This window comes from Cellulomonas sp. (genome assembly GCF_965229465.1).
GTDB lineage: Bacteria > Actinomycetota > Actinomycetes > Actinomycetales > Cellulomonadaceae > Cellulomonas.
In genome coordinates, this window is sequence record NZ_OZ245882.1 from 413,444 (window position 1) to 433,739 (window position 20,296).

General features: G+C 73.5%; 22 protein-coding genes. 6 read left to right on the top strand and 16 right to left on the bottom strand.

The genetic code is table 11. The annotated features are described in order from the left end of the window. Window positions 1–113: 113 nt before the first annotated feature. From ACO06A_RS01830 to ACO06A_RS01845, 4 genes are read right to left on the bottom strand one after another with little or no spacing between them, the layout of a single operon-like run. A complete protein-coding gene (locus tag ACO06A_RS01830; RefSeq protein ID WP_421734463.1) occupies window positions 114–1,166 on the bottom strand; it encodes a sulfate/molybdate ABC transporter ATP-binding protein in 1,053 nt (350 codons plus the stop codon). After that, on the bottom strand, window positions 1,163–1,969 hold the full coding sequence (locus tag ACO06A_RS01835; protein ID WP_421734464.1) for an ABC transporter permease: 807 nt from the start codon (window positions 1,967–1,969) through the stop codon (window positions 1,163–1,165). Before ACO06A_RS01835 ends, ACO06A_RS01830 begins: the two co-directional genes overlap by 4 nt. Further along, the gene (gene modA, locus ACO06A_RS01840; RefSeq protein WP_421734465.1) at window positions 1,966–2,739 is read right to left on the bottom strand and encodes a molybdate ABC transporter substrate-binding protein; all 774 of its coding nucleotides are present in this window, start codon (window positions 2,737–2,739) and stop codon (window positions 1,966–1,968) included. The genes ACO06A_RS01835 and modA overlap by 4 nt, the downstream gene beginning before the upstream one ends. Then, window positions 2,736–3,140 carry a TOBE domain-containing protein gene (locus tag ACO06A_RS01845; RefSeq protein ID WP_421734466.1) on the bottom strand — a complete coding sequence of 135 codons (405 nt, stop codon included), beginning with the start codon at window positions 3,138–3,140 and terminating at the stop codon, window positions 2,736–2,738. The genes modA and ACO06A_RS01845 overlap by 4 nt, the downstream gene beginning before the upstream one ends. Before the next feature lie 98 nt (window positions 3,141–3,238). Here ACO06A_RS01845 and ppk2 point away from each other — a divergent pair, with 98 nt between their 5' ends. From ppk2 to ACO06A_RS01860, 3 genes are all read left to right on the top strand, one after another. Continuing rightward, window positions 3,239–4,081: a polyphosphate kinase 2 gene (gene ppk2, locus ACO06A_RS01850; RefSeq protein WP_421734467.1), complete on the top strand. Its 843-nt coding sequence runs from the start codon at window positions 3,239–3,241 to the stop codon at window positions 4,079–4,081. A gap of 55 nt (window positions 4,082–4,136) precedes the next feature. Beyond that, entirely contained in the window at window positions 4,137–5,513 is a 1,377-nt protein-coding gene (gene nhaA / locus ACO06A_RS01855) for a Na+/H+ antiporter NhaA (protein WP_421734468.1), read from the top strand. Between the two features lie 127 nt (window positions 5,514–5,640). Continuing rightward, a complete protein-coding gene (locus ACO06A_RS01860; RefSeq protein ID WP_421734469.1) occupies window positions 5,641–5,922 on the top strand; it encodes an isoamylase early set domain-containing protein in 282 nt (93 codons plus the stop codon). A 7-nt stretch (window positions 5,923–5,929) separates the two neighbouring features. Here ACO06A_RS01860 and ACO06A_RS01865 read toward each other — a convergent pair whose 3' ends face one another. The 9 genes from ACO06A_RS01865 to ACO06A_RS01905 form a co-directional block, all read right to left on the bottom strand. Next, a complete protein-coding gene (locus tag ACO06A_RS01865; protein ID WP_421734470.1) occupies window positions 5,930–7,648 on the bottom strand; it encodes a threonine/serine ThrE exporter family protein in 1,719 nt (572 codons plus the stop codon). Then, entirely contained in the window at window positions 7,645–8,070 is a 426-nt protein-coding gene (locus tag ACO06A_RS01870) for an SRPBCC domain-containing protein (RefSeq protein ID WP_421736116.1), read from the bottom strand. Before ACO06A_RS01870 ends, ACO06A_RS01865 begins: the two co-directional genes overlap by 4 nt. After that, window positions 8,070–8,870, bottom strand: a complete 801-nt coding sequence (locus ACO06A_RS01875; RefSeq protein WP_421734471.1) for an SDR family NAD(P)-dependent oxidoreductase — start codon at window positions 8,868–8,870, stop codon at window positions 8,070–8,072. Before ACO06A_RS01875 ends, ACO06A_RS01870 begins: the two co-directional genes overlap by 1 nt. Further along, window positions 8,867–9,376: a DsbA family protein gene (locus ACO06A_RS01880; RefSeq protein WP_421734472.1), complete on the bottom strand. Its 510-nt coding sequence runs from the start codon at window positions 9,374–9,376 to the stop codon at window positions 8,867–8,869. Before ACO06A_RS01880 ends, ACO06A_RS01875 begins: the two co-directional genes overlap by 4 nt. A 22-nt stretch (window positions 9,377–9,398) precedes the next feature. Further along, window positions 9,399–10,424, bottom strand: a complete 1,026-nt coding sequence (locus ACO06A_RS01885) for an NAD-dependent epimerase/dehydratase family protein (RefSeq protein ID WP_421734473.1) — start codon at window positions 10,422–10,424, stop codon at window positions 9,399–9,401. 48 nt (window positions 10,425–10,472) lie between these two features. Further along, complete coding sequence (locus ACO06A_RS01890; protein ID WP_175346166.1) at window positions 10,473–10,709, bottom strand: MoaD/ThiS family protein; 237 nt, start codon at window positions 10,707–10,709, stop codon at window positions 10,473–10,475. A 49-nt stretch (window positions 10,710–10,758) separates the two neighbouring features. Continuing rightward, window positions 10,759–11,313, bottom strand: a complete 555-nt coding sequence (locus ACO06A_RS01895) for a methylated-DNA--[protein]-cysteine S-methyltransferase (protein WP_421734474.1) — start codon at window positions 11,311–11,313, stop codon at window positions 10,759–10,761. 92 nt (window positions 11,314–11,405) lie between these two features. Beyond that, a complete protein-coding gene (locus tag ACO06A_RS01900; protein WP_421734475.1) occupies window positions 11,406–12,224 on the bottom strand; it encodes an ABC transporter permease in 819 nt (272 codons plus the stop codon). Further along, window positions 12,221–13,225 carry an ATP-binding cassette domain-containing protein gene (locus tag ACO06A_RS01905; RefSeq protein ID WP_421734476.1) on the bottom strand — a complete coding sequence of 335 codons (1,005 nt, stop codon included), beginning with the start codon at window positions 13,223–13,225 and terminating at the stop codon, window positions 12,221–12,223. Before ACO06A_RS01905 ends, ACO06A_RS01900 begins: the two co-directional genes overlap by 4 nt. A gap of 86 nt (window positions 13,226–13,311) precedes the next feature. Between ACO06A_RS01905 and ACO06A_RS01910 the strand changes: the two genes are divergently transcribed. After that, complete coding sequence (locus ACO06A_RS01910) at window positions 13,312–14,271, top strand: helix-turn-helix transcriptional regulator (RefSeq protein WP_421734477.1); 960 nt, start codon at window positions 13,312–13,314, stop codon at window positions 14,269–14,271. A gap of 60 nt (window positions 14,272–14,331) precedes the next feature. On the opposite strand, the gene ACO06A_RS01915 is transcribed toward ACO06A_RS01910, so the two are convergent. The 3 genes from ACO06A_RS01915 to ACO06A_RS01925 all read right to left on the bottom strand — a co-directional run bounded on the left by ACO06A_RS01915 (window position 14,332) and on the right by ACO06A_RS01925 (window position 18,035). After that, complete coding sequence (locus ACO06A_RS01915) at window positions 14,332–15,990, bottom strand: hypothetical protein (RefSeq protein WP_421734478.1); 1,659 nt, start codon at window positions 15,988–15,990, stop codon at window positions 14,332–14,334. A gap of 105 nt (window positions 15,991–16,095) precedes the next feature. Next, window positions 16,096–16,701 (bottom strand): uridine kinase, encoded by a 606-nt coding sequence (locus tag ACO06A_RS01920; protein ID WP_421734479.1) that lies wholly within the window; start codon window positions 16,699–16,701, stop codon window positions 16,096–16,098. A 14-nt stretch (window positions 16,702–16,715) separates the two neighbouring features. After that, window positions 16,716–18,035 (bottom strand): mechanosensitive ion channel family protein, encoded by a 1,320-nt coding sequence (locus ACO06A_RS01925; RefSeq protein ID WP_421736117.1) that lies wholly within the window; start codon window positions 18,033–18,035, stop codon window positions 16,716–16,718. 311 nt (window positions 18,036–18,346) lie between these two features. On the opposite strand from ACO06A_RS01925, the gene ACO06A_RS01930 reads away from it, so the two are divergent. Together ACO06A_RS01930 and ACO06A_RS01935 are read left to right on the top strand one after the other, a co-directional pair. Further along, the gene (locus ACO06A_RS01930; RefSeq protein WP_421734480.1) at window positions 18,347–19,180 is read left to right on the top strand and encodes a DNA-3-methyladenine glycosylase family protein; all 834 of its coding nucleotides are present in this window, start codon (window positions 18,347–18,349) and stop codon (window positions 19,178–19,180) included. A gap of 117 nt (window positions 19,181–19,297) precedes the next feature. Next, window positions 19,298–20,296, top strand: coding sequence for a DUF4349 domain-containing protein (locus tag ACO06A_RS01935; RefSeq protein WP_421734481.1), 999 nt, complete (start codon window positions 19,298–19,300; stop codon window positions 20,294–20,296).

Consider the following 20,296-nt stretch of genomic DNA (forward strand, 5'->3'; position numbering starts at 1 on the left):
GTCAGGGGGGCTGGTCGACGACGACGCTAGGCAGCGGATGTTTCGACGGACCTGTCCGCTCGGTTGCGCGCACGGTTCTTTTCGCGCACCGGTTGCCGCGGGGGTCTGTGAGATCAGGCGAGCGGACGCACCCGCACGTGCTCGGCGGGGACGCTCAGACGCACCTGCGCACCGACGTGCAGACCCAGCTGCGCGACCCGTGCGGGTGGCAGGTCGACGAGCACGTCACCCGTGGTCCGCAGGCGCACGCCGGTGGTCCCGGGCTCGAGGTCGACGACGGTCGCCGGCCAGCCGTCCCCGATCGTGACGGCGGACGGGGAGAAGGTCACCTGGGCGCGTCCACCCGGTCGCTGGGACGCGCAGGGGACGACGACGCCGTCAGGTCCTGCGAGCGCGGTGGTCCCGTCGGGCAGGGCGACGAGCGTCCCGACCACGAGGTTCACCCCCGCCAGCGCGGCCGTGAACGGGTGCACGGGGTCGGTGAGCAGGTCGAGCGGCCGGCCCTGCTCGACCACCTGACCGTCGTGCAGCACGACCACCCGGTCGGCGAGCGTCACCGCGTCGAGCACGTCGTGCGTCACCAGCACCGTGGCGGTCCGGGTCCGGCGCACCTGCTCGCGGACCAGCTCACGCAGCTCGGCGGCGGTCCGCACGTCCAGCTGCGCGAACGGCTCGTCGAGCAGCAGCACCGCCGGCTCGGCCGCGAGCGCCCGGGCGAGGGCGACGCGCTGCCGCTGCCCACCGGACAGGGCGTCCGGACGCCGGTCGGCCAGGTCGTCGAGCCCGACGGCCGCCAGCCACTCGCCGGCCACGGCTCGCGCCTGCGCCATCGGCATCCCCGCCGCGCGCGGACCGAACGCCACGTTCTCCCGCGCGCTCAGGTGCGGGAACACGAGCGGGTCCTGGCCGAGCAGACCGACGGACCGGTGCTCCGGGCGGACCGCCGACTCCACCCTCTGGTCCCAGACCGCGGTGAGCGTCCGCTCCCCCACGCGCACCACCCCGGCGGACGGGACGAGGTGCCCCGCCAGGACCGCGAGCAGCGTGGACTTGCCGGCACCGTTGGGCCCGAGCACGCCGACGATCTCCCCGGGGTGCGCGGCGATCGTCACGTCGAGCGCGAAGGCTCCCCGGCGGACGGCGACCTCCGCGTGCAGCGACGTCACGCCGCACGCCCCGGGCGCCACGCCCGCGCGGCGAGCAGGACGGCGACCGCGGCGAACACGAGCAGCAGCGACAGCGCGACGGCGGTCCCCTGCGTCACGCCCGCGCCGTTGAACGCCGAGTAGATGGCCAGGGGCATGGTCTGCGTGACGCCCGGGGAGTTGCCGGCGAACAGGGCGGTCGCGCCGAACTCGCCGAGCGCCCGCGCGAAGCAGAGGACCGTACCGCTGACCAGGCCGGGCATGACCAGCGGCAGGGTGATCCGGCGCAGCACGGTCCAGCGCCCGGCGCCGAGGCTGGCGGCGACGACGTCGAACCGCGTGCCCGCCGTGCGCAGCGACCCCTCGACGGACAGCACCAGGAACGGCATCGCGACGAACGCCTGGGCGATCACCACGGCGGTCGTCGTGAACGGGATGCTGATCCCGAACCACGTGTCGAGCGTCTGCCCCACCAGCCCGCGCCGGCCCAGCAGGTAGAGGAGAGCGATGCCACCGACCGTCGGGGGCAGGACGAGCGGCAGGGTGACCAGGGCGCGGAGCAGGTCGGCGGACCAGCCGTGCGCACGCGCGAGCACGACGGCGAGCGGCACGCCGAGAACCAGGCACACGGCGGTCGCGACGACGGACGTGGACAGGGACAGCCACAGGGCGTCGAGGGCCGACCGCGTGGTGATGTCCGCGGGCAGCGACCTCCAGTCCGCGCGCACGAGCAGGGCGACGACCGGGAGCACCAGCAGCCCGGCCGCGAGGGCCGCGGGCAGCCAGAGGAAACCGGGGACGCCGACGGCGCGCTCGCGGGTCACGGTGCGGTGAACCCGTGCTCCGCCAGGATCCGCTGCCCGTCGTCGGAGAGCACCAGGTCGACGAACGCCTGCGCCGCGTCTGTCCGCGTGAGGGCGACGATCGGGTAGGAGTTCACCGCGGACGCGCTCTCCGGGAACTCGACGCCCTCGACCGTGTCGCCGGCCGCCAGCACGTCCGTCCGGTACACCAGGCCGGCGTCGGCGTCGCCGGTCCGCACCTTGGTGAGCACGGCCTTGACGTTCTGCTCCTCGCTGACCGGCGTCACGGTCAGGCCGGCGCCGTCCAGGACCGTGTGCGACGCCGCGCCGCACGGGACCTCGGCCGCGCACAGGATGACCTTGCCGCCCGACGACGACACGGCCGCGAGATCGGCCAGCGAGGCGATCCGCAGCGGGTTGCCCGGCCCGACCACGATCTCGAGGGTGTTCGTCGCGAAGACCGTGGCCTCCCCCTTCCCGTCGACCTCGGACATGGTCGCTTCGTCCGCCGACGCGAACACGTCGGCCGACGCCCCGCCGAGCAGCTGCGTCGCCAGCGTGGACGAGCCGTCGTACGTGATCGGGTGCACCGTGACTCCGGGGTTCTGCTCGGCCAGCTCGGCCGCGATCTCGTCGAAGGCGCCCTGCAGGGAGGCCGCCGCGAAGACGGTGAGGTCGCCGGTGACGCCGGACGGGGTTGCCGTCGGGGTGCTCTCGGCCGCGGGCGTCCCGGAGCAGCCGACCAGCGCGAGCAGCGCGGCGGCGCCGACGGCGAGCGCGCGGCGCCTCACCGCTGCGCCCGCGGGGTCTCGACGAGCACGGTGGTGGCCTTGACGACGGCGGTCGCCCGTGAGCCCACCTCCAGGCCCAGCTCCCGCACCGCCTCCGTCGACATGAGCGACACCAGCCGGAACGGACCGGCCTGGAGCTCGACCTGCGACATCACGGTGTCGGACAGGATCCCGGTGACCAGCCCCGGCAGCCGGTTGCGGGCCGAGCTGGTGCCGGCCGAGCGGTCTTCCGGCGTGCGAGCGCGCTCCACGGCCAGGGCGGCGAGCTCGACGCCGCCCACCACACCCCGGCCGGTGTCGTCGGTCCGCGCCGCCAGGGCGCCCGACTCGACCCACCGGCGCACCGTGTCGTCGCTCACTCCCAGCAGCTCGGCCGCTTCGCTGATCCTGTAGTCCGTCACGCGAGGATCGTAATGCCGCAGACGCGGCAGTCCAGGCTCGTTCAATCCGCGGATGCGGAACTCGGGCGGAAGTCCATCGCGGCCGGTAGCGTCCGGGCATGGCGAAGAAGTCCGGCAAGAAGCACCAGGACAAGATCCCGAACGACGTCTACGAGGCGGAGCTGTCCCGCCTCCAGGCCGAGCTGGTGCGGGTGCAGCTCTGGGCCAAGGAGACCGGCGCGCGGATCGTCGTGGTGTTCGAGGGTCGGGACGCCGCCGGCAAGGGCGGCACGATCAAGCGCATCGCGGAGTACCTCAGCCCCCGCATCGTGCGCATCGCCGCCCTGCCCACCCCCACCGAGCGCGAGAAGGGGCAGTGGTACTACCAGCGCTACGTGGCGCAGCTGCCGACCGCGGGCGAGGTCGTCCTGTTCGACCGCTCCTGGTACAACCGCGCGGGGGTGGAGAAGGTCATGGGCTTCTGCACGCCGGAGGAGTACGACCGGTTCATGCGCCAGACCCCGGTCTTCGAGCAGATGCTCATCGAGGACGGGATCCTGCTGCGCAAGTACTGGTTCTCCGTGTCCGACAAGGAGCAGCTCAAGCGGTTCCGGTCGCGGCTGAACGACCCGCTGCGGCAGTGGAAGCTGAGCCCGATGGACCTCGAGTCGATCAGCCGGTGGGAGGACTACTCCAAGGCCAAGGACGAGATGATGGTGCACACCGACACGATCGGCAGCCCGTGGTTCGTCGTCGAGTCGGACATCAAGAAGCACGCCCGGCTCAACATGATCAGCCACCTGCTGTCCACCATCCCGTACAAGGACGTCCCGCACGACAAGGTGAAGCTCCCCGGCCGACCGTCCGCGTCGACCGGGTACGAGCGCCCGTCGCGCGAGCTGTCCACCTACGTGCCGAACCACGTGGCGAAGCTGCTCGGCGACCCGGAGAAGTACATCTGACGCCGAGGGCGAACGCCCGTTGCGTCCGGGCCGATCACCTGCGACGTTGATCCGCATGTCGACGACCTCGACCTCCCCCGGCCCGTCCCTGCGGGTCTCCCTGCCCGGCCTCCAGCCGTCCGTCAAGGACTTCCTCACCAACGAGGCCGGCAGCGCCGTCTACCTGCTGGCCGCCACCGTCGTCGCCCTGCTCTGGGTCAACTCCCCGTTCGCCGACTCCTACGAGTCCCTCTGGCACACCTCCGCCGGGTTCCACATCGGGACCTGGGGCGTCGACCTCGACCTGCACGGCTGGGTCAACGACGCGGCGATGGCCATCTTCTTCGCGGTGGTCGGTCTCGAGATCAGCCGCGAGGCCACCACCGGCGAGCTGCGTGACAAGCGGACGGTCGCCGTCCCCGCCCTCGGCGCGCTCGGCGGCCTGCTCGTCCCGGTGCTCATCTACCTGGCGTTCAACGGTGGCACCGACGCCGCGCACGGGTGGGGGGTCGTGATGTCGACGGACACCGCGTTCCTCGTCGGCATCCTCGCCCTGTTCGGCCCCAAGTGCCCCGACCGCCTGCGCCTGTTCCTCCTGACGCTCGCGATCGTCGACGACATCGGCGCGATCACCGTGATGTCGGTCTTCTACACCGACGACGTCGACATGGTCGCGCTCGCCATCGCCGGGGGGATCGTCGTCGGGATCCTCGTGCTGCGCTGGCTCAACGTGTGGCAGCTCGCCCCCTACGTGGTCGCGGGGATCGCACTGTGGTTCGCCGTGCAGGCGTCGGGGGTGCACGCCACCCTGGCCGGCGTGATCATCGGCCTGCTCGTCCCTGCCCGACCGCCGGACCAGGAGACCATCGACGAGGTCGCCGGGTACGGCCGCAAGCTCATCGACGACGCCACCGCGGAACGTGAGCACCTCGCGGAGCTGGCGGCGCGCGCCGCGGTGCCGACGAGCGACCGGCTCCAGCGGATCCTGCACCCCTGGAGCGCGTTCGTCGTGGTGCCCCTGTTCGGCCTGGCCAACGCCGGCATCCGGCTGAACATGGAGTCGCTCCAGGCCGCGGCGCACTCCCGCCTGGCCATCGGCGTCGCCGTGGCCCTCGTGCTCGGCAACGCCCTCGGCATCACCGGTGCGGCCACCCTCGCGATCCGGCTCGGGCTCGGCGAGCTTCCCGGCCGCGTCCGGTGGGGCCACCTGCTCGGCGGTGCGGTGCTGGCAGGCATCGGGTTCACGATCTCGCTGTTCATCGCCGAACTCGCGTTCGACGACGCCGCGCACCTGGAGAACGCGAAGATCGGCATCCTCGCCGGGTCGCTCACCGCCGCGGTGCTCGGGTCGATCCTGCTGCGCTGGCTCGGGGAGAAGCTGCCGCTGTGCTCCCCGCTCAGCGACGCCCCGCCGCCCCTGCCCCCGCTGCCGTGGCGGGCGCCGGTCGGCTGACCCGCCGGCGCGCTGCACGGTCGACGGCTCGTCACGTCGTGCTCACCCTGCCGTAGCGCGCCCGGAACACGAGCACGCCACGATGCGCGGTGTCCCCCAGTCGCCCCGAAGAGGAGTGGACCCGCCCGTGCTCAAGAAGTCCCGTCCCACCGCGTCCGCCACGTGCACGATCACCTTCTGGCTGCCGACCACCTCTCTCGCCGGAGCGACCAGCGTCGTCGGCACGTTCAACGGCTGGACGCCCGGGTTGCACCCGCTCCGTCGACGCTCGAACGGGACGATGAGCACGTCCGTGACCGTTCCGGTGGGCTCGACCATCAGGTTCCGCTACCTCGGTGAGCAGGGTCGCTGGTTCGACGAGGCCGACGCCGACGAGATCACCGCGGAGGGCTCGGTCGTGCACGCGTAGCGGACCGTCAGAAACGGGTGACCGCCAGCCCGACTCGCCGCCCGACGGCGGACCCGAGGGCGATCCCCGCGAGCACCCCCAGCGAGATCGCGACCATCGTCGTCCCGGCCGTGACGACGGTGTTCAGCGCCTGGGCGTCCTCCCCGAGGATGGAGGTCACCCCGACGAGCCCGAGCGCTCCGGGCACCAGCAGCCAGAAGCCCGGCAGGAACCCGACCAGTGCGGGCGGCCCGGTCGGACGGGTGGCGGCGAACATGGCGACCGGCGTCATGAGCACCGCCCCGATGAACGCGGAGAACACCCCGCCGAAGAACAGTCCGCCCACCACCTGCCCGGCGTACGCGACGACGAGCACGAGCAGGATCCACGGGAGCGCGGGGCGTCGGGCGCAGTGGTGGAACACCACGCCCGTGCCGAACACGAGCACGCCGATCCACGGCCCGGCCCACCCGAGCGGCTGGGACGCCGCCGAGCCGAGCTCGGACGCGGGGACGCCGACCAGAGCGGCGGCGCCGGTGATGCCGAGGGCGAGGAGGACGAGCTGCATGGTCCCGGCGGCGAGGCGCGCGGCGCCCGCGATCATCTGCCGGGTGGCCAGGTCGATCGCCGCGGTGGTGAGCAGGGCCCCGGGCAGGAACGTGACCAGGGGCGCGACCAGCGGCACGAGTGTGCCGACGCCGATCCCCGTGCGGGACAGCAGGAAGACCGCGGCGGCGATGAGGAAGGCGCAGCTGAGCACCACGAGCGCCTGGTACGCCGCGGGGAGCCGCCCTGTGGCCACCTGCAGGCCCGCGATCGCGGCACCGAGCACCGACGCGACGAGGACGTCGACCAGGCTGCCGCCGAGGATCATCGCGAGCCCCGCGCAGACGCCGACGTACCCGAGGATGCGGACGGGCCCGCTGTACAGGGGCGGTGCGGACACGGCCGCCTCGATCCGGGCCGCACCGTCGTCCGGGTCGATGCCTCCGGACTCCGCCTCGTCGGCGACACCGAGCACGTCCTGGACCTGGTGCAGGCGCAGCTGTCGCCAGCCCGCCGACGACGCTGCGGTCTGCATCGACGTCCGCCCCGGGACCGAGACGAGCAGCGCGGTCGGCAGCGCGATGACCTCCACGTCCGGTGCACCGTTGATCGCCGCCACTCGCTCGAGCGTGCGGGTCACCTGGACCACCGGGGCGCTCGAGTCGATCATCGCCTCGCCGAGCACCATGAGGAACCGGACGGTCGCCACGGTGTCGGCCGACGGCTCGGTCGGGAGCGCGACGGCGTGCGCGTCGTCCAGCACACCGATCTCGGTGGTCGTGGCGGCCGGTTCGAGAGCCGCCGACGCGGGCAGCCCCGTCGGCCGGAGCCTGCGGTTACGCCGGGAGAGCAGCGCCAGGGCGGTCGCCGCGACGACGAGGACCAGCACGGCGGTGACGATCGCCCCGAGCGGGATCGTCGAGCTGGTGACCGCGGGATCCACGGTCCACGGCGCCTCGACCACCACGGTCTCCGTGGGCACCGGCTCCTGCGACGGCGCCTCGCTCGCGGTCGGTACCGGCTCCGTGGTCGTCGCCTCCGTGGGCGTGACGGCCGCCGTCGGCTCGGGCGCTGGGGTCGCGGGTGCGTCCGTCGTGGTCGGCGTCGGCGTCGGCTGCAGCAGAGTCTCGCCGGGGTCGGGCGACACGTCGACGCCGGGGGTCCCCGGGTCGGGTGACACGCCCGTGCCGAGCCCGGTCACGGTCCGACGAACTGTGCGTAGCGCGCGAGGATCAGCGGCCAGTCCGTGAACTTGTGCCGGAACTCCACGTTGGTCTCGTCCCAGCCCTCGTGCGCGAACTCGATCCGCGTCCCGCCCTCGTCGAGCGGCACGAAGTGCACGGAGACCCGGCTCGGGTGCGCGGGATCCTGCCCGAGCGTCGAGGTGTGCACGACGAGCGCGCCACGGGCGATCGCCAGCACCCGGCCCCACTCGACCTCACCGAGCGCGGCGTCGACCAGGTAGACACGACCGCCCCCGCGGGCCTCGATGCCCGCCCCACGGAAGCCGGCCGGGTCGGGCGTGTAGTCGGGGTGCCACCACCGGCCGATGTCGTCGACCCAGGCGTCGAACGCCTCCACCGGGGTGCACGCGACGACGAGCTCGTGGCGGATCGGCTCCATCACGCCACCGGGTCCTCGTCGCCGTAGGGACCGAGCCGCAGCGTGCGCGCGTCGGTGGCCAGGATCTGCGGGGTGGCCGCCAGCAGGGACTGCACGGTGTCGGTGCCCGCGCGCACGAACCGGCCCGACAGCGCGTCGAGCTCCCCGTCGCCGAACGCCCGGACCAGCTCCGCGACGGCCTCGACCGGCGTCCACTCGGTCCGGCCGTCGTGCAACGGCATCGACGTCGTCATCGCCGTCTCGACGTGCCCCGGAGCGAGGTCGAGCACACGGATCCCCTGGTCGCGGTACTGCGCGTCGAGCTGGGTGGTGAGGCGCGCGAGCGCACCCTTGCTGATCGCGTAGCCGGTGTAGGTGGTCATCGCGCGGTGCCCCGCACCGGAGTTCAGGTTCAGCACGCGGCCGTCGCCACGCGCGAGCATCCCCGGCAGCACGGCGTGCGTGACCAGCAGCGGGCCGCGCACGTTCGCCTCGATGACCCGCCAGGAGTCCTCGACGTCGTCCTCGACGAACGGCACCTCGGCCCGCTCGATCACGCCCGCGTTGTTCACCAGCAGCCCGATCCCGCCGAGCTCCTCCTCCACCCGCGCGACCGCATCGAGCACCGCCGTCGCGTCGATCAGGTCGGCGGCGGCCACGCACACGTCCCCGCCGGTCTCCTCCCCGATCTCCTCGGCGACGACGTCGAGGTGCGCCCGCGTACGGCCGACCAGCGCGACCGCGTACCCCGCGCGCGCCAGCCCGAGCGCGATCCCGCGGCCGATCCCCCGACCGGCTCCGGTGACCAGCGCGGTCCTCATCGGGCCGCCTCGACGGCCTCGCGCAGCCGGTCCAGCGTCACCTTGCCGTGGAAGCGCGCGCCACCGACGAACACCGTCGGTGTCCCGCGCACCCCGGCCTCGATGCCCGCGGCGTAGTCGGCGGAGATCGCGGGAGCGAAGGTCTGCGCACCGTTGCCCGCCACGTCCTCGGGATCGAGCCCGAGCTTCTGGGCGGCAGCCCGCAGGTCCTGGTCGGCGAGCCGGTCCTGGTGGCTGAAGAGCTCGTCGTGCATCTCCCAGAACTTCCCGTGGGCGCCCGCCGCCTCCGCCGCCAGCGCCGCCGACAGGGCGGACGGGTGCACCTCGAACAGCGGGAAGTGACGCCACACCAGGCGCACCTGCCCGTCGGAGGAGTCGACCAGCTGCCGTAGGGCCGGCGCGGCCGCCCGGCAGTACGGGCACTCGAGGTCGCCGAACTCGAGGACGGTGATCGGGGCGTCGGCGCGGCCGTAGACGTGACGGTCCTCGGAGATGTCGTCGGTCATGCCGTCGAGGATGCCAGTGCGCTCACAGCCGCCGCGACCGCAGGGGCGGGCTCGCGGTCCCGGATCCGGCCGCGATACCCGCCACCAGGTCCCGCAGGGTGTCGACGGCCGACCAGGCGGGCCGCCAGTCGAGCTCGCGTTCCGCCCGAGACGTGTCGAGCAGCGGCGCGGTCAGGGCCATGTCCAGCCAGCCCGGACCGACAGGCACCGCTCGCGCGTGCCAGGCGGCCGCGACGAGCCCGCGGGCCTCCCGGACGCCGACCTCGCGCAGCCGCCCGCGTGCCACGATGTCGGCGACGTCCTGTCCGCGGAGCACGTCCGGCGCGGCCACGTTGAAGGGGCCCTTCACGCGACGGACGATCGCCTCCCGGTACGCGGACGCGACGTCGTCCGCGTGCACCGCCTGCAGCCGCAGACCCGCCGGCCACGGCAGCACGGCCAGGTGCCCGGCGATGGCTCTCTTGGGCGCCCACGGCCCGAGGAAGTACCGCGAGATCTCGTGCCCGGCCGCACGCTGGAACACGAGCGCCGGCCGCACGCGGGCGATCGCCAGGGCCGGGTGCGCTGCCTCGAACTCGTCGAGGGTCCGCTCCACCGCCGCCTTGTCCACGCTGTACGACGACGAGCGCACCCCGTCGGTCGCCCAGGCCTCGCCGCGCGGGACGTCGTCCGGAGCAGGCGAGTACGCGCCGACGCTGGACGCGACGACCACGTGCGGAACACCCGCGCGCCGGGCCGCGTCGAGGACGTGGCGCGTGCCGGACACGTTCACGTCGTGCAGCCGGCGGCGGTCGTGGCTGGGCTGGATGGCCCACGCGAGGTGGACGACGGCGTCGGCCCCGGCGAAGGCCGGGACCAGGACGTCCGCCGCGGTCGGCGCCGCGACGTCGCACGCGATCCACGTGGCGGCGGCGTAGGGCGCGGGCGGCGGGCGCCGGGGCACGCGCCGGGCGACCCCGACCACCGACGTGACCGTGGGGTCGTCGGCGAATCGCCGCAGCAGCGCCGTGCCGACGTTCCCGCTGGCTCCGACCACGACGACTCTCATGCGCACACGCTCGCACCAGTTGCACGCGCCCGCATCGTGGATCCTGGGTCAGAGGCCGGGGACCACGTCGACGACGTCGCTCGGCCCCAGCACCGCGCCGTCGTCGGACGTCACGCCGTCGACGACGAACGAGCACCGTCCGATCAGCTGTGCCAGCTCGCCGCCGTGCCGGGTGAGCACCTGCGCCCGCAGCTCACCGACCGTCGAGGCGGGCACCTGCTCGGCGGCGGTGCCGGCGGCCTCGGCGGCGGCCGCCACGTAGCGGACGAGCGCCATGGCCCTCATGCTGCCACCGTCGTGCCGCCGCGACCACGCCCCGACCGGCGTCGGTGCGTCAGAACAGCAGGTGCTCGCGCGGGCGGCCCTTGGCCTCGAGTCCGAGCAGGAACCGCTTGCGGTCCAGCCCGGCGGCGAACCCGGTGAGGGACCCGTCCGCACCGATGACCCGGTGGCAGGGCACCACGATCGCGATCCGGTTGCGCCCGTTGGCCGCACCGACGGCGCGCGACGAGGTGCGCGGGTCCAGCCCGATCTCCGCGGCCAGGTCCCCGTACGACCAGGTGTGCCCGTACGGGATGCGCAGCAGCCCCTCCCACACCCGACGCTGGAACGCGGTCCCGATCAGGTGCAGCGGAAGGTCGAACTGCGTCCGCGTCCCCGCGAAGTACTCGTCGAGCTGCGTCTGCACCTGCTCGAACTCGTTGTCCGCCCGTTCGCCGAACGGACCCTGCACGGCCTCGTACTTGGAGTCCGGCAGCAGGAGCGCCGAGAGGCCGCCGTCGTGGGCGACCAACGTGATCGGGCCCAGGGGCGAGGGCACGACCGTGTGCACCACGCGGACCTCCTCGAGAAGCTCGAGATCCCGCGTCACTTCGTCCTGGACCGTCATGGCCGCCATCATTCCCCCACCCACTGACATCGCCCGCCGGTCGCGCGCTCTCAGGGAGTAGACGCGCGACCGGCGGGAAATGTGACATGGGGTCAGTCGGTGCTGCGCAGCAGTGTGCGGACCCCGACCGCCAGCCCGACCACGGCCGTCAGGACCGCCGCGAGCCAACCCGCCGCCACGGCACCGCTGGTCAGGTCCCCGGCGAACAGCGCCCGCTCGGCCTCGACCACCCACCGCAGCGGGTCGAACGCCGAGGCGACCTTCATCCACTGCGGGCCGGTCTCCAGCGGCAGGAGCATGCCGGACAGGATGAGCAGAGGGAACAGGACCGTCTGCTGCACCGCCCAGAACATCCACTCCTGCTTGCGCACCGCGATGGCCAGCGCGTAGCTGAACGAGCCGAGGCCGACGCCGAGCACGGCGAGCACGGCCAGTCCGAGCGGTCCCCCGACGGGGTCGGCGCGGAACCCGAACGGCAGCATCACCAGGATGAGGATGACGGCCTGCGCGACCAGCGGGACCATCTCCTTCAGGGAGCGGCCGACCAGCTGCGACGAGCGGGACAGCGGGGTGACCAGCAGGCGCTCGTGCGCGCCGGTCTGCATCTCGAACTGGAGGTTCGATCCCGTGGTCGACGTGCCGAACAACGTGGTCATCACCAGGATCGCCGGCACGAACCACTGCCAGACGTCGGCCCCCTCGAACCCGGCGGACGCACCCACCGAGCCGGCCAGGAGCGGCCCGAACAGGCCGAGGAAGACGAGCGGCTGGATCAGCCCGAAGACCACGGAGAACGGCTCCCGGGCCACCGGGCGCAGCTCGCGGGTCATCACCAGCCAGACGTCCGCGAGCCAGGACCGGCGGGCTGTCGTCGTGGCGGTGCTCGGCCGGGTGGCGGTGATCGTGCTCATGCTGCTGCCTCCTGCGTGGCGTCGTCGGTGCTGTCGCTCGTCTGCGGACCGTCGTCGCGCAGGCTGCGGCCCGTGAGGGCCAGGAACACGTCGTCGAGCGTGGGCCGCACCGCGAGCGCCCCGAGCAGCGGCGCCCCGGCGGCGGACGCCGCCAGCACCAGCTCCGGCACCGCGGAGGCGGCATCGGCCACCCGCGCCTCGATCCGCCCGCCGTCGACGGTGACGTCCCGGGCACCGGGCAGCGCCTCGACGATCGTCGCGACCCGGCCGGCCGTCCCGTCGACCGCGACGGTGAGCACCACGCGGTCGCCGGCGAGCGTGCGCTTGAGCCCGTCCGCCGTGTCGTCGGCGATGATCTGCCCGTGGTCGACCACCACGACGCGCTCGGCCATGGTGTCGGCCTCGTCGAGGTAGTGGGTGGTGAGCACGATGGTCATGTCGTGCTCGGCGCGCAGCCGGGCGATGTGCTCCCAGAGGTTGGCGCGGTTGTGCGGGTCCAGGCCGGTGGTCGGCTCGTCCAGGAACAGCAGCCGCGGGGCATGCACCAGCCCGAGAGCGACGTCGAGCCGCCTGCGCTGGCCCCCTGACAGATCGCCCACCTTGCGCCGGGCGAGGGTCGTCAGGTCCAGCGCCTCGAGCAGCTCGCCGGTCCGACGCCGCGCCGCCGTCCGGTCGAGTCCGTACACCTGACCCTGCATGGTCAGCTCGTCGGCGGCGCGCTGCTGGTGGCCCGCGCCGTTGCCCTGCCCGACGTAGCCGATGTTCCGCCGGACCGTCGCCGGGTCGGTCGTGACGTCGACCCCCGCCACGGTCGCGGTCCCGGACGTCGGACGGGCGAGCGTGGTGAGCATCCGCATCGTGGTGGTCTTGCCTGCGCCGTTGGGCCCGAGCACCGCGACGAGCTCGCCGGGCGCGATGTCGAGGTCGATGCCGCGCACGGCGTGGACGGTCTCGGTGCGGCTCACCACGAAGTCCTTGGTGAGCCCTCTCGTGTGGATCATCGGTTCTCCTCCGTTGGATGGGTACCCCACCACCATGTCGTCAGAAGCGGCCAGGTCCTGTCCGCTACCGATGGCATCCTGAGGACATGTCGACGCCGTCCTCCCGACTCCTCTCACTGCTGTCGCTGCTCCAGGCGCGACGCGACTGGCCCGGTGGCGTGCTGGCCGACCGGCTCGGCGTGAGCCCGCGGACCGTTCGCCGGGACGTCGACCGGCTCCGCGAGCTCGGGTACCCCGTGCACGCCAGCAAGGGTCCGGACGGCGGGTACCGGCTCGACGCGGGTACCCAGATGCCGCCGCTCCTGCTGGACGACGAGCAGGCCGTGGCCCTGGTCGTCGCCCTCCAGACCGCGTCCACCGGTGTCGCGGGGGTCGACGAGGCGGCCGTCCGTGCGCTCGCGACGCTCCGTCAGGTCATGCCGGCGCGGCTGCGCACGGCGGCCGACGCCCTCCAGGTGACCGCCGTCACCCGTCGCGGCGACCGGCCCGAGGTCGACCAGCACGTGCTCCTGGCCGTCGGCGCTGCCGTCCGTGCCCGCGAGGTCCTCCGGTTCGACTACGAGGGCGGGACCGACGCCGGGGCACGGCCGGCTCGTCGCGCCGAGGCCCACCACCTGGTCACCTGGGGCGGTCGGTGGTACCTCGTCGGCTACGACCTGGACCGTGCCGGCTGGCGCACGTTCCGGGTCGACCGCCTGACGCCCAAGTCCGGGTCCGGCCCCCGCTTCGCCCCGCGCGCGCTGCCCGCGGCCGACGTCACCGCCTTCGTCGCCGAGCGGTTCGGCGGCTCCACCCCGTGGCCGTGCCGCGGCGAGGCAGAGGTCGACATGGCCGCGACGGAGGTCGCCCTCTGGGCGGGCCGGGACGCCCTCGTGGAACCGCTCGGGCCTGACCGCAGCCGCGTCGCGCTCAGCGCCTGGTCGTGGGACGGCGTGGCGGCGCGGTTCGCCATGTTCGGCGTGGCGCTCCGCGTCATCGGCCCCCCTGATCTCGCCGACGCGATGCGCCGACTGTCGGACCGAGCGACAGCTGCCGTCACGGCGTAACCGCGCATCGCACCGTGCGCGCCTCCTCGCCCCACCCTGAGTCTGCGGGCGTGCTATCGGTCAGCGGTCGGGTGGGTGTCCGTCAGGGGCGTTGATGATGTGTCCGCGGTGGTTGCGGAACACGTACCGCAGGGGTGTGCGCCCGCCGACGCCGTCGATCCCGACGGCTCCGCCCATCCCGCCGACCTCGCCGATCTCGCCGGCCAGACCCGCTCCGTCCCGCCCGCTACCCGCCCGCGCCGCGTCGGCTCTGGCGCGCTGTCGGCGAGCCCACCCTGGTGGTTTCTCTAGGCGGTGGAGGGTCAGGTTGAGTCGGTGGACCTCACTGTGGTGGTGCTTGCACAACAAGGCCGCGTTGCTGATCGACGTTTCGCCTTTGTCGCGGTCCCACCAGCGGATGTGGTGCACCTCGCAGCGGGACGCGTGCTGGTCGCACCCGTTCCACACGCACTGCCCGTCCCGGGCGATCGCAGCCCGCCGTTGCGCGGTGGTGAACAACCGCTTGGACCGTCCGACATCCAGCGGGAGGCTCTCGGCGGACATGACGATCCGGGTGACGTCCGCCTCGCACAACACCCGCGCCAGCTCCGACATCGCCACCGGAGTGCCGTCCTCCAACGTCGCCGGTGCCACTGTCCCCCAGGGCAGGGCGACCGGGGCACAGAGTCGATGTCCGGGCGCCAGCCCAGCACCCGAACGATCGACGTCGACGTCGACGTCGACGTCGTCGTCGTCGGCGGCGCGGCTGTCGGCGTCGTTAAGTGTCGCGGTGTCGGCGAGGGTGGGGGCGTCGGCGCGCGTGCGGTCGTGCCCGTGGGCCGCGCTGGCGGCCTCGTCCAGTGCCCGCTGGTGGGTCAGCAGCTCCGCGACCGTCTCGGCCGCCACCAGCAAGGACACGTGCGGGCGACTCACCGCCCCGGACGTCACAGTCATGGGCGCGCCGTCCTCGGTGCCCTCCGGGCCGGCGGCCCGACGCGCCCCGGCGCACGCGCCTTCGGCCAGCATCGTCAACGCGTCCGCGCTGGCCTGCCCCGGAGAACGGGTGTCATCGCCGTACTGGCCCATCGCGTCCAACGCGACCCGCAGGGACTCCCCGGCGATCCGGTCCAGGCGACCCTTCAAGAACACCCCATGCGGCTGGACGGACAGGGAGAAGAACCGCTCCCGGTGCTGGGCCTCATGCTCGGCCTGCAACGCAGCGGGGTCCTGGGCGGCGACCCAGCGGGCCAACGCCCGAGCGAAGTCCGGCCGCGACGCGCGGCTCGCCATCCCCACCACCTGCTCCTGCGCCTGCGGGGTCCGCAGCACCGCCGCCACCTCCGGAGTCGCGGCCGCCGCGATGCGGGCGAGCTCGTCCAGGTGCCCCAACGGCACCGACCCCTCCCGCACGCCAGCCGCGACCGTGCCCATCGACACCAACGCGTCGGCCTGCCGCACCACCCTCGACGCCTCACCCAGACCGGACCGGGTCACCCGGGCCTGGGCCGCCTCGAACGAGCGATCCCCCGGGCGCAGACTGTCCCCGGCATCACGGTCGGCGACCAGCAGGTGCGCCCGCGCCTCGGCCAACGCCGCCTCCGAGGCCCGCACCACCGCCAGCACCGACGCCCGGTCCGCACCCGTCCACGCCCGCGACTGCCGCGCCACGACAGCCAGCGAAGAGGTGGCGTCGCGCACCCGCGCCGCCACCTCCACCACCGGGACCACCGTATCGAACATACGTACGATTCTAGGTCACACCGAGGCACAGAGCAAGGCTCTGACCTGCACAAACATATCCACAGACCCGATCACCGAGCCGCCCACAGCCCCAAGGACGAGGAGTCAGGGCGCGCGTTCTTCGATCGCAGGGTGCCGCGGGTCGTCGACATGCACCACCACGTCCGCCACCTGCGTCGGCGCCGTCTCCGCCTCGTACCGCGCGAACGCCGGCAGCGTCCACCGGTCGTCTGGCGCGACCCGCCGTTCCAGGGTGGCGCGCCGGACGGCAAGGTGGACCGTGAGCTCGGCGTCCAGCCAGCGCCCGAGCAGCAGGCTGCCGTCGAGGACCAGGACGGCGTCGGCGGGAGCCTGCTCGTAGCCGGCGCGCGTCGCGCGGTCGGTCCGGGAGTCCCAGAGAGTCGGCAGGTACCGCCCGGACGCGGCGAACGGATCGAGCACCTCGCGGCCGAGCGCGCCGACGTCGAGCCAGTCCTCCAGGAAGGAGTCGGCATCGTGACGGCCGTGCTCGAACCGCACCGAGGCGGGCCGGAGGAAGTCCTCGGCGTGCACCCGCACGACGGCGCGACCGGCCGCACGCAGCGGTGCGACGAGTGCGTCCGCCAGCTCCGACGGCCGGGTCGGGCGTGCCCCGTCGACGAGCACCCGGATCCTGCCGTCGTGCTCGACGACCCGCCGCACGACGTGGTCGACCAGCGCCGCGGTGGTCACGGGCCGGATCGGGCTCAGGGCTGCCGACCCTCGGTGTCCCCCGCGGACTGCTCCCGCTCGTCGATGACGTCCTGACCAGGCCCGGAGAAGTGTCGCGACCGCTCCAGGGCGTCGATGCTGCCCGTGAACAGCCGCGCGTCCTGTCCGCCGGTGGTGATGGTCTGGGTGTCGTCAGCCGACCAACCGCCCGGAACGGGAAGCGTCGGCGTCGGGGCCGTCTCCGGTCGCGCTCGGCGGCCGGAGGTGGGAGCGGGTGCCGTGCCCTCCCAGCGGGTCTTGGGCAGGCTCTGCGGCGCCTCCCGCTGGAGCCACCCGACCAGCCCCTCGCGGACGTAGCAGCGCAGGTCGAACAGGGTGGGGGCGTCGACCGCGCTGGCCAGAGCCCGCACGCGGACCATCCCGCCGACCGCGTCGGTGACCTGGAGGATGCCGACGCGGCGGTCCCACAGGTCGGTGTCCTGGAGCAGCCGCGTGAGCTCGGTGCGCATCGCCTCGACGGGGACCTCCCAGTCCACGTCCAGCTCGACGGTGCCGAGCAGGTCGGCCGCGCGGCGGGTCCAGTTCTCGAACGGCGTCGTCGTGAAGTACGTGGAGGGCAGGATCAGGCGGCGGTCGTCCCAGATGTGCACGACCACGTAGGTGAGCGTGATCTCCTCGATCCGGCCCCACTGGTCGCTGACCACCACCACGTCGTCCACGCGGATCGCATCGGTGAACGCGAGCTGGACGCCGGCGAAGACGTTGGCCAGCGAGCTCTGGGCGGCGAGGCCGGCGACGATCGAGATGAGCCCGGCGGAGGCGAGCAGGCTCGCGCCGAGCGTGCGGGCCGACGGGAACGTCAGCAGGATCGCGGCGATCGCGCAGAGCACCAGGATGGCCACCGTGATGCGCCGCAGCACCTGGACCTGCGTGCGGACGCGGCGGGCGTGCCGGTTGTCGGCGACATCGATCCGGTACCGCTGGAGGGCAGCGTCCTCGAGCACGAACGCGAGGCTGCCGATCAGCCACGCCACGGTGATGATCAGCGCGATCAGCAGCACGTGCTCGACCGTCCAGGTCCAGTCCGAGGGGTCGGTGCTCAGCCGCAGCGCGATCCATACGGCGACAACCAGCAGAACCGCCCGCATGGGACGGCGAGATCGTCGGGAGAGGTCCGCGGCGACGGCGGACTTGCGCGCGACGCGCCGGACCAGCACCGACAGGAGCGTCGCCGCGAGGAAGGCGACCACGACGGCGGCCAGGAGCGACAGGGTCGGGACGACGACACCCTGGACGTCGTCGGCCACGCTCTCGTCGGTGGCAACGGGGAGCAGAAGGGGGAGCACGCCTCTCAGCGTAGGGAGTGCCCCGACGTAGGTGCGCCCCGTCCCCGCTTCTGGGGGACGGGGCGCCACGGAGAGGCGTCTCGCCGGCACGAGGCTTGGCGCACTCCCTGAACCCTGACGGGCGGCCCGGCTCTCGCCGTGACCCTCGGCAACGCGGCCCTGCTGATCCTGCTATCAGCCGGTCGCCCCGGTTCCGGCGCGATCGACTAGAACAGTTCTAGCACTACCACGCTCGTACCGCATCCTTTCCATGCGTCGATCTTGTATTGGTAAAGGCGTCCAGCTGGAGGTCGTATGGATTCGACCAGACCGAGGAGATCATGAGCTCGACTCTCGTCGTCCGACGCCCGTTCGACCCGACCCCCGCCCTCGCCTCGCTGGTCGCCCACGCGGTGCCGGGGGTCGAGACCGTCGAGGGCAGCACCGTCCGGCGGGCCGTCCGGCTCGGCGGGATCCTCGCGCTCGCCGAGGTCACCCTGAGCCCCGACCGCATCGACGTCCGCGCCTCCGCGGGGTCCTCGGCCGAGCTCGGCGAGCTCGCCGACCGCTGGTTCGGTCTCGCCGACGACCTCGACGCCGTGCACGCGGCACTCGGTGACGACCCGGTGCTCGGCCCGCTGGTGCGCTCCCGGCCGGGCCTGCGGGTCCTGGGCCATCCCGACGGGTTCGAGGCCGCCGCCACGACCGTGCTGGGCCAGCAGGTCTCGCTCGCGGCCGCCCGTACGTTCGGGGGTCGGCTCGCCGCCGCCTACGGGCACCCCGGCCCGGGCGGGCTGACCGTCTACCCCTCGCCCGCGGAGCTCGCTGCGGTGGACCCCGTGGACCTCCAGGCGGCCGTGCGGATCACGCACTCCCGCGCGCGGACGCTGCATGCCCTCGCGCAGGCGTGCGCCGACGGACTCACCCTGGCCCCGGGCGCCCCCGACCCGCGGTCACGCCTGCTCGCCCTGCCCGGCATCGGTCCGTGGACGGCCGACTACCTGGCGCTGCGTGTGCTGGGCGACCGCGACGCGATGCCGGTCGGCGACCTCGTGCTGCGCCGGGCGCTCGGCGTCCGCGGCGCGGCGGAGGTGTCGCGCGCGGCCGAGTCCTGGCGACCGTGGCGCGCCTACGCCTCCGCGCACCTGTGGGCCGCCACCGCGTACGCGCTCTGAGCAGGAGGAACGCGTTCCGGTGACGGCACGGTCACGATTGCGCCCGGCACGCGCCGGTGCAGTCACGATTGCGTCACACGCCCCCCTGACCACCGGCGATCCCCCTACGTTCGCCGCATGACGACGACGACGAGCCACCCCGCACCGAAGGTCCGCGCCCGCTCGACCCGCCTGGTGGTCGCCGGCGTGATCGCCCTGACCGCCCTGCTCGGCGGGTGCAGCGCAAGCGCAGACAGCGGAACGAGCACCGCCGACGAGGCGGCGTCCGGTGCGCTGGGCGGCGAGGTCCGCTCCGATGCCGCCGAGGCTCCCGCGGACGGGAGCGTCGAGCAGGCCGCGAGCACGTCCGACGCCGACCGTCAGGTGATCCAGACCGGCGACGTCCGGATGACGGTCAAGGACCCGCGGGAGGCCGCGGACGCGGTGGTCGCCCTGGCCGAGGGCGCCGGCGGCCGCGTCGACGACAGGTCGGAGCACGCCGCGACGAAGGACGACGTCGGCACCGCGGAGCTGACCATCCGCCTGCCCGCCGACCAGGTCAGCCGCGCGGTCGACGGCCTGCGCGAGCTCGGCACCATCGACCAGCTGGACCTCACCAGCGAGGACGTCACCGGCACCGCGCAGGACCTGGACGCCCGCATCCACGCCCTCCAGCTCTCCGTGGCGCGGATGGAGGACCTGCTCACGCGCGCGACCACCAACGAGCAGCTCATCGCGGCCGAGAACGCGCTGACCGAGCGGCAGTCGAGCCTCGAGCAGCTCCAGTCCGAGCGCGCCCGGCTGGCCGAGAAGGTGCGCCTGTCCACGATCCACGTCGCGCTGTACGGACCCGAGCTCGCTCCGGTCGCACCCGTGGAGCCGGCCACCGGTCCGCAGTCGTTCCTCGACGGTCTGGCCACCGGCTGGGACGCTCTGGTGGCCGTTGCCGCCGGGGTGGCTATCGTCGTGGGTGTGCTCCTCCCCTGGCTCGCCTTCGGCGGTGCGGTCGCCGCGCTCGTCGTGGCCGCCGTCCGGTGGACCCGTCGCCGCCGCACGCCGGCCCCCCTCGGCGCGCCGGCGCCCGTCGTCGTGAGCCCCGTCCCGTCAGTCCTGCCCGACGAGCACGAGCCGCGCTGA

Excerpts from the sequence above, each read along its gene's own strand:
- ACO06A_RS01870 (WP_421736116.1), bottom strand. The coding sequence starts at position 8,070 with ATGGAGCCGATCCGCCACGAGCTCGTCGTCGCGTGCACCCCGGTGGAG.
- ACO06A_RS01895 (WP_421734474.1), bottom strand. The coding sequence starts at position 11,313 with ATGACGGTCCAGGACGAAGTGACGCGGGATCTCGAGCTTCTCGAGGAG.
- nhaA (WP_421734468.1), top strand. The coding sequence starts at position 4,137 with ATGTCGACGACCTCGACCTCCCCCGGCCCGTCCCTGCGGGTCTCCCTG.
- ACO06A_RS01930 (WP_421734480.1), top strand. The coding sequence starts at position 18,347 with ATGAGCTCGACTCTCGTCGTCCGACGCCCGTTCGACCCGACCCCCGCC.
- ACO06A_RS01935 (WP_421734481.1), top strand. The coding sequence starts at position 19,298 with ATGACGACGACGACGAGCCACCCCGCACCGAAGGTCCGCGCCCGCTCG.
- ACO06A_RS01875 (WP_421734471.1), bottom strand. The coding sequence starts at position 8,870 with ATGAGGACCGCGCTGGTCACCGGAGCCGGTCGGGGGATCGGCCGCGGG.
- ACO06A_RS01905 (WP_421734476.1), bottom strand. The coding sequence starts at position 13,225 with ATGATCCACACGAGAGGGCTCACCAAGGACTTCGTGGTGAGCCGCACC.
- ACO06A_RS01915 (WP_421734478.1), bottom strand. The coding sequence starts at position 15,990 with ATGTTCGATACGGTGGTCCCGGTGGTGGAGGTGGCGGCGCGGGTGCGC.
- ACO06A_RS01890 (WP_175346166.1), bottom strand. The coding sequence starts at position 10,709 with ATGAGGGCCATGGCGCTCGTCCGCTACGTGGCGGCCGCCGCCGAGGCC.
- ACO06A_RS01885 (WP_421734473.1), bottom strand. The coding sequence starts at position 10,424 with ATGAGAGTCGTCGTGGTCGGAGCCAGCGGGAACGTCGGCACGGCGCTG.
- ACO06A_RS01910 (WP_421734477.1), top strand. The coding sequence starts at position 13,312 with ATGTCGACGCCGTCCTCCCGACTCCTCTCACTGCTGTCGCTGCTCCAG.
- ACO06A_RS01880 (WP_421734472.1), bottom strand. The coding sequence starts at position 9,376 with ATGACCGACGACATCTCCGAGGACCGTCACGTCTACGGCCGCGCCGAC.
- ppk2 (WP_421734467.1), top strand. The coding sequence starts at position 3,239 with ATGGCGAAGAAGTCCGGCAAGAAGCACCAGGACAAGATCCCGAACGAC.
- ACO06A_RS01900 (WP_421734475.1), bottom strand. The coding sequence starts at position 12,224 with ATGAGCACGATCACCGCCACCCGGCCGAGCACCGCCACGACGACAGCC.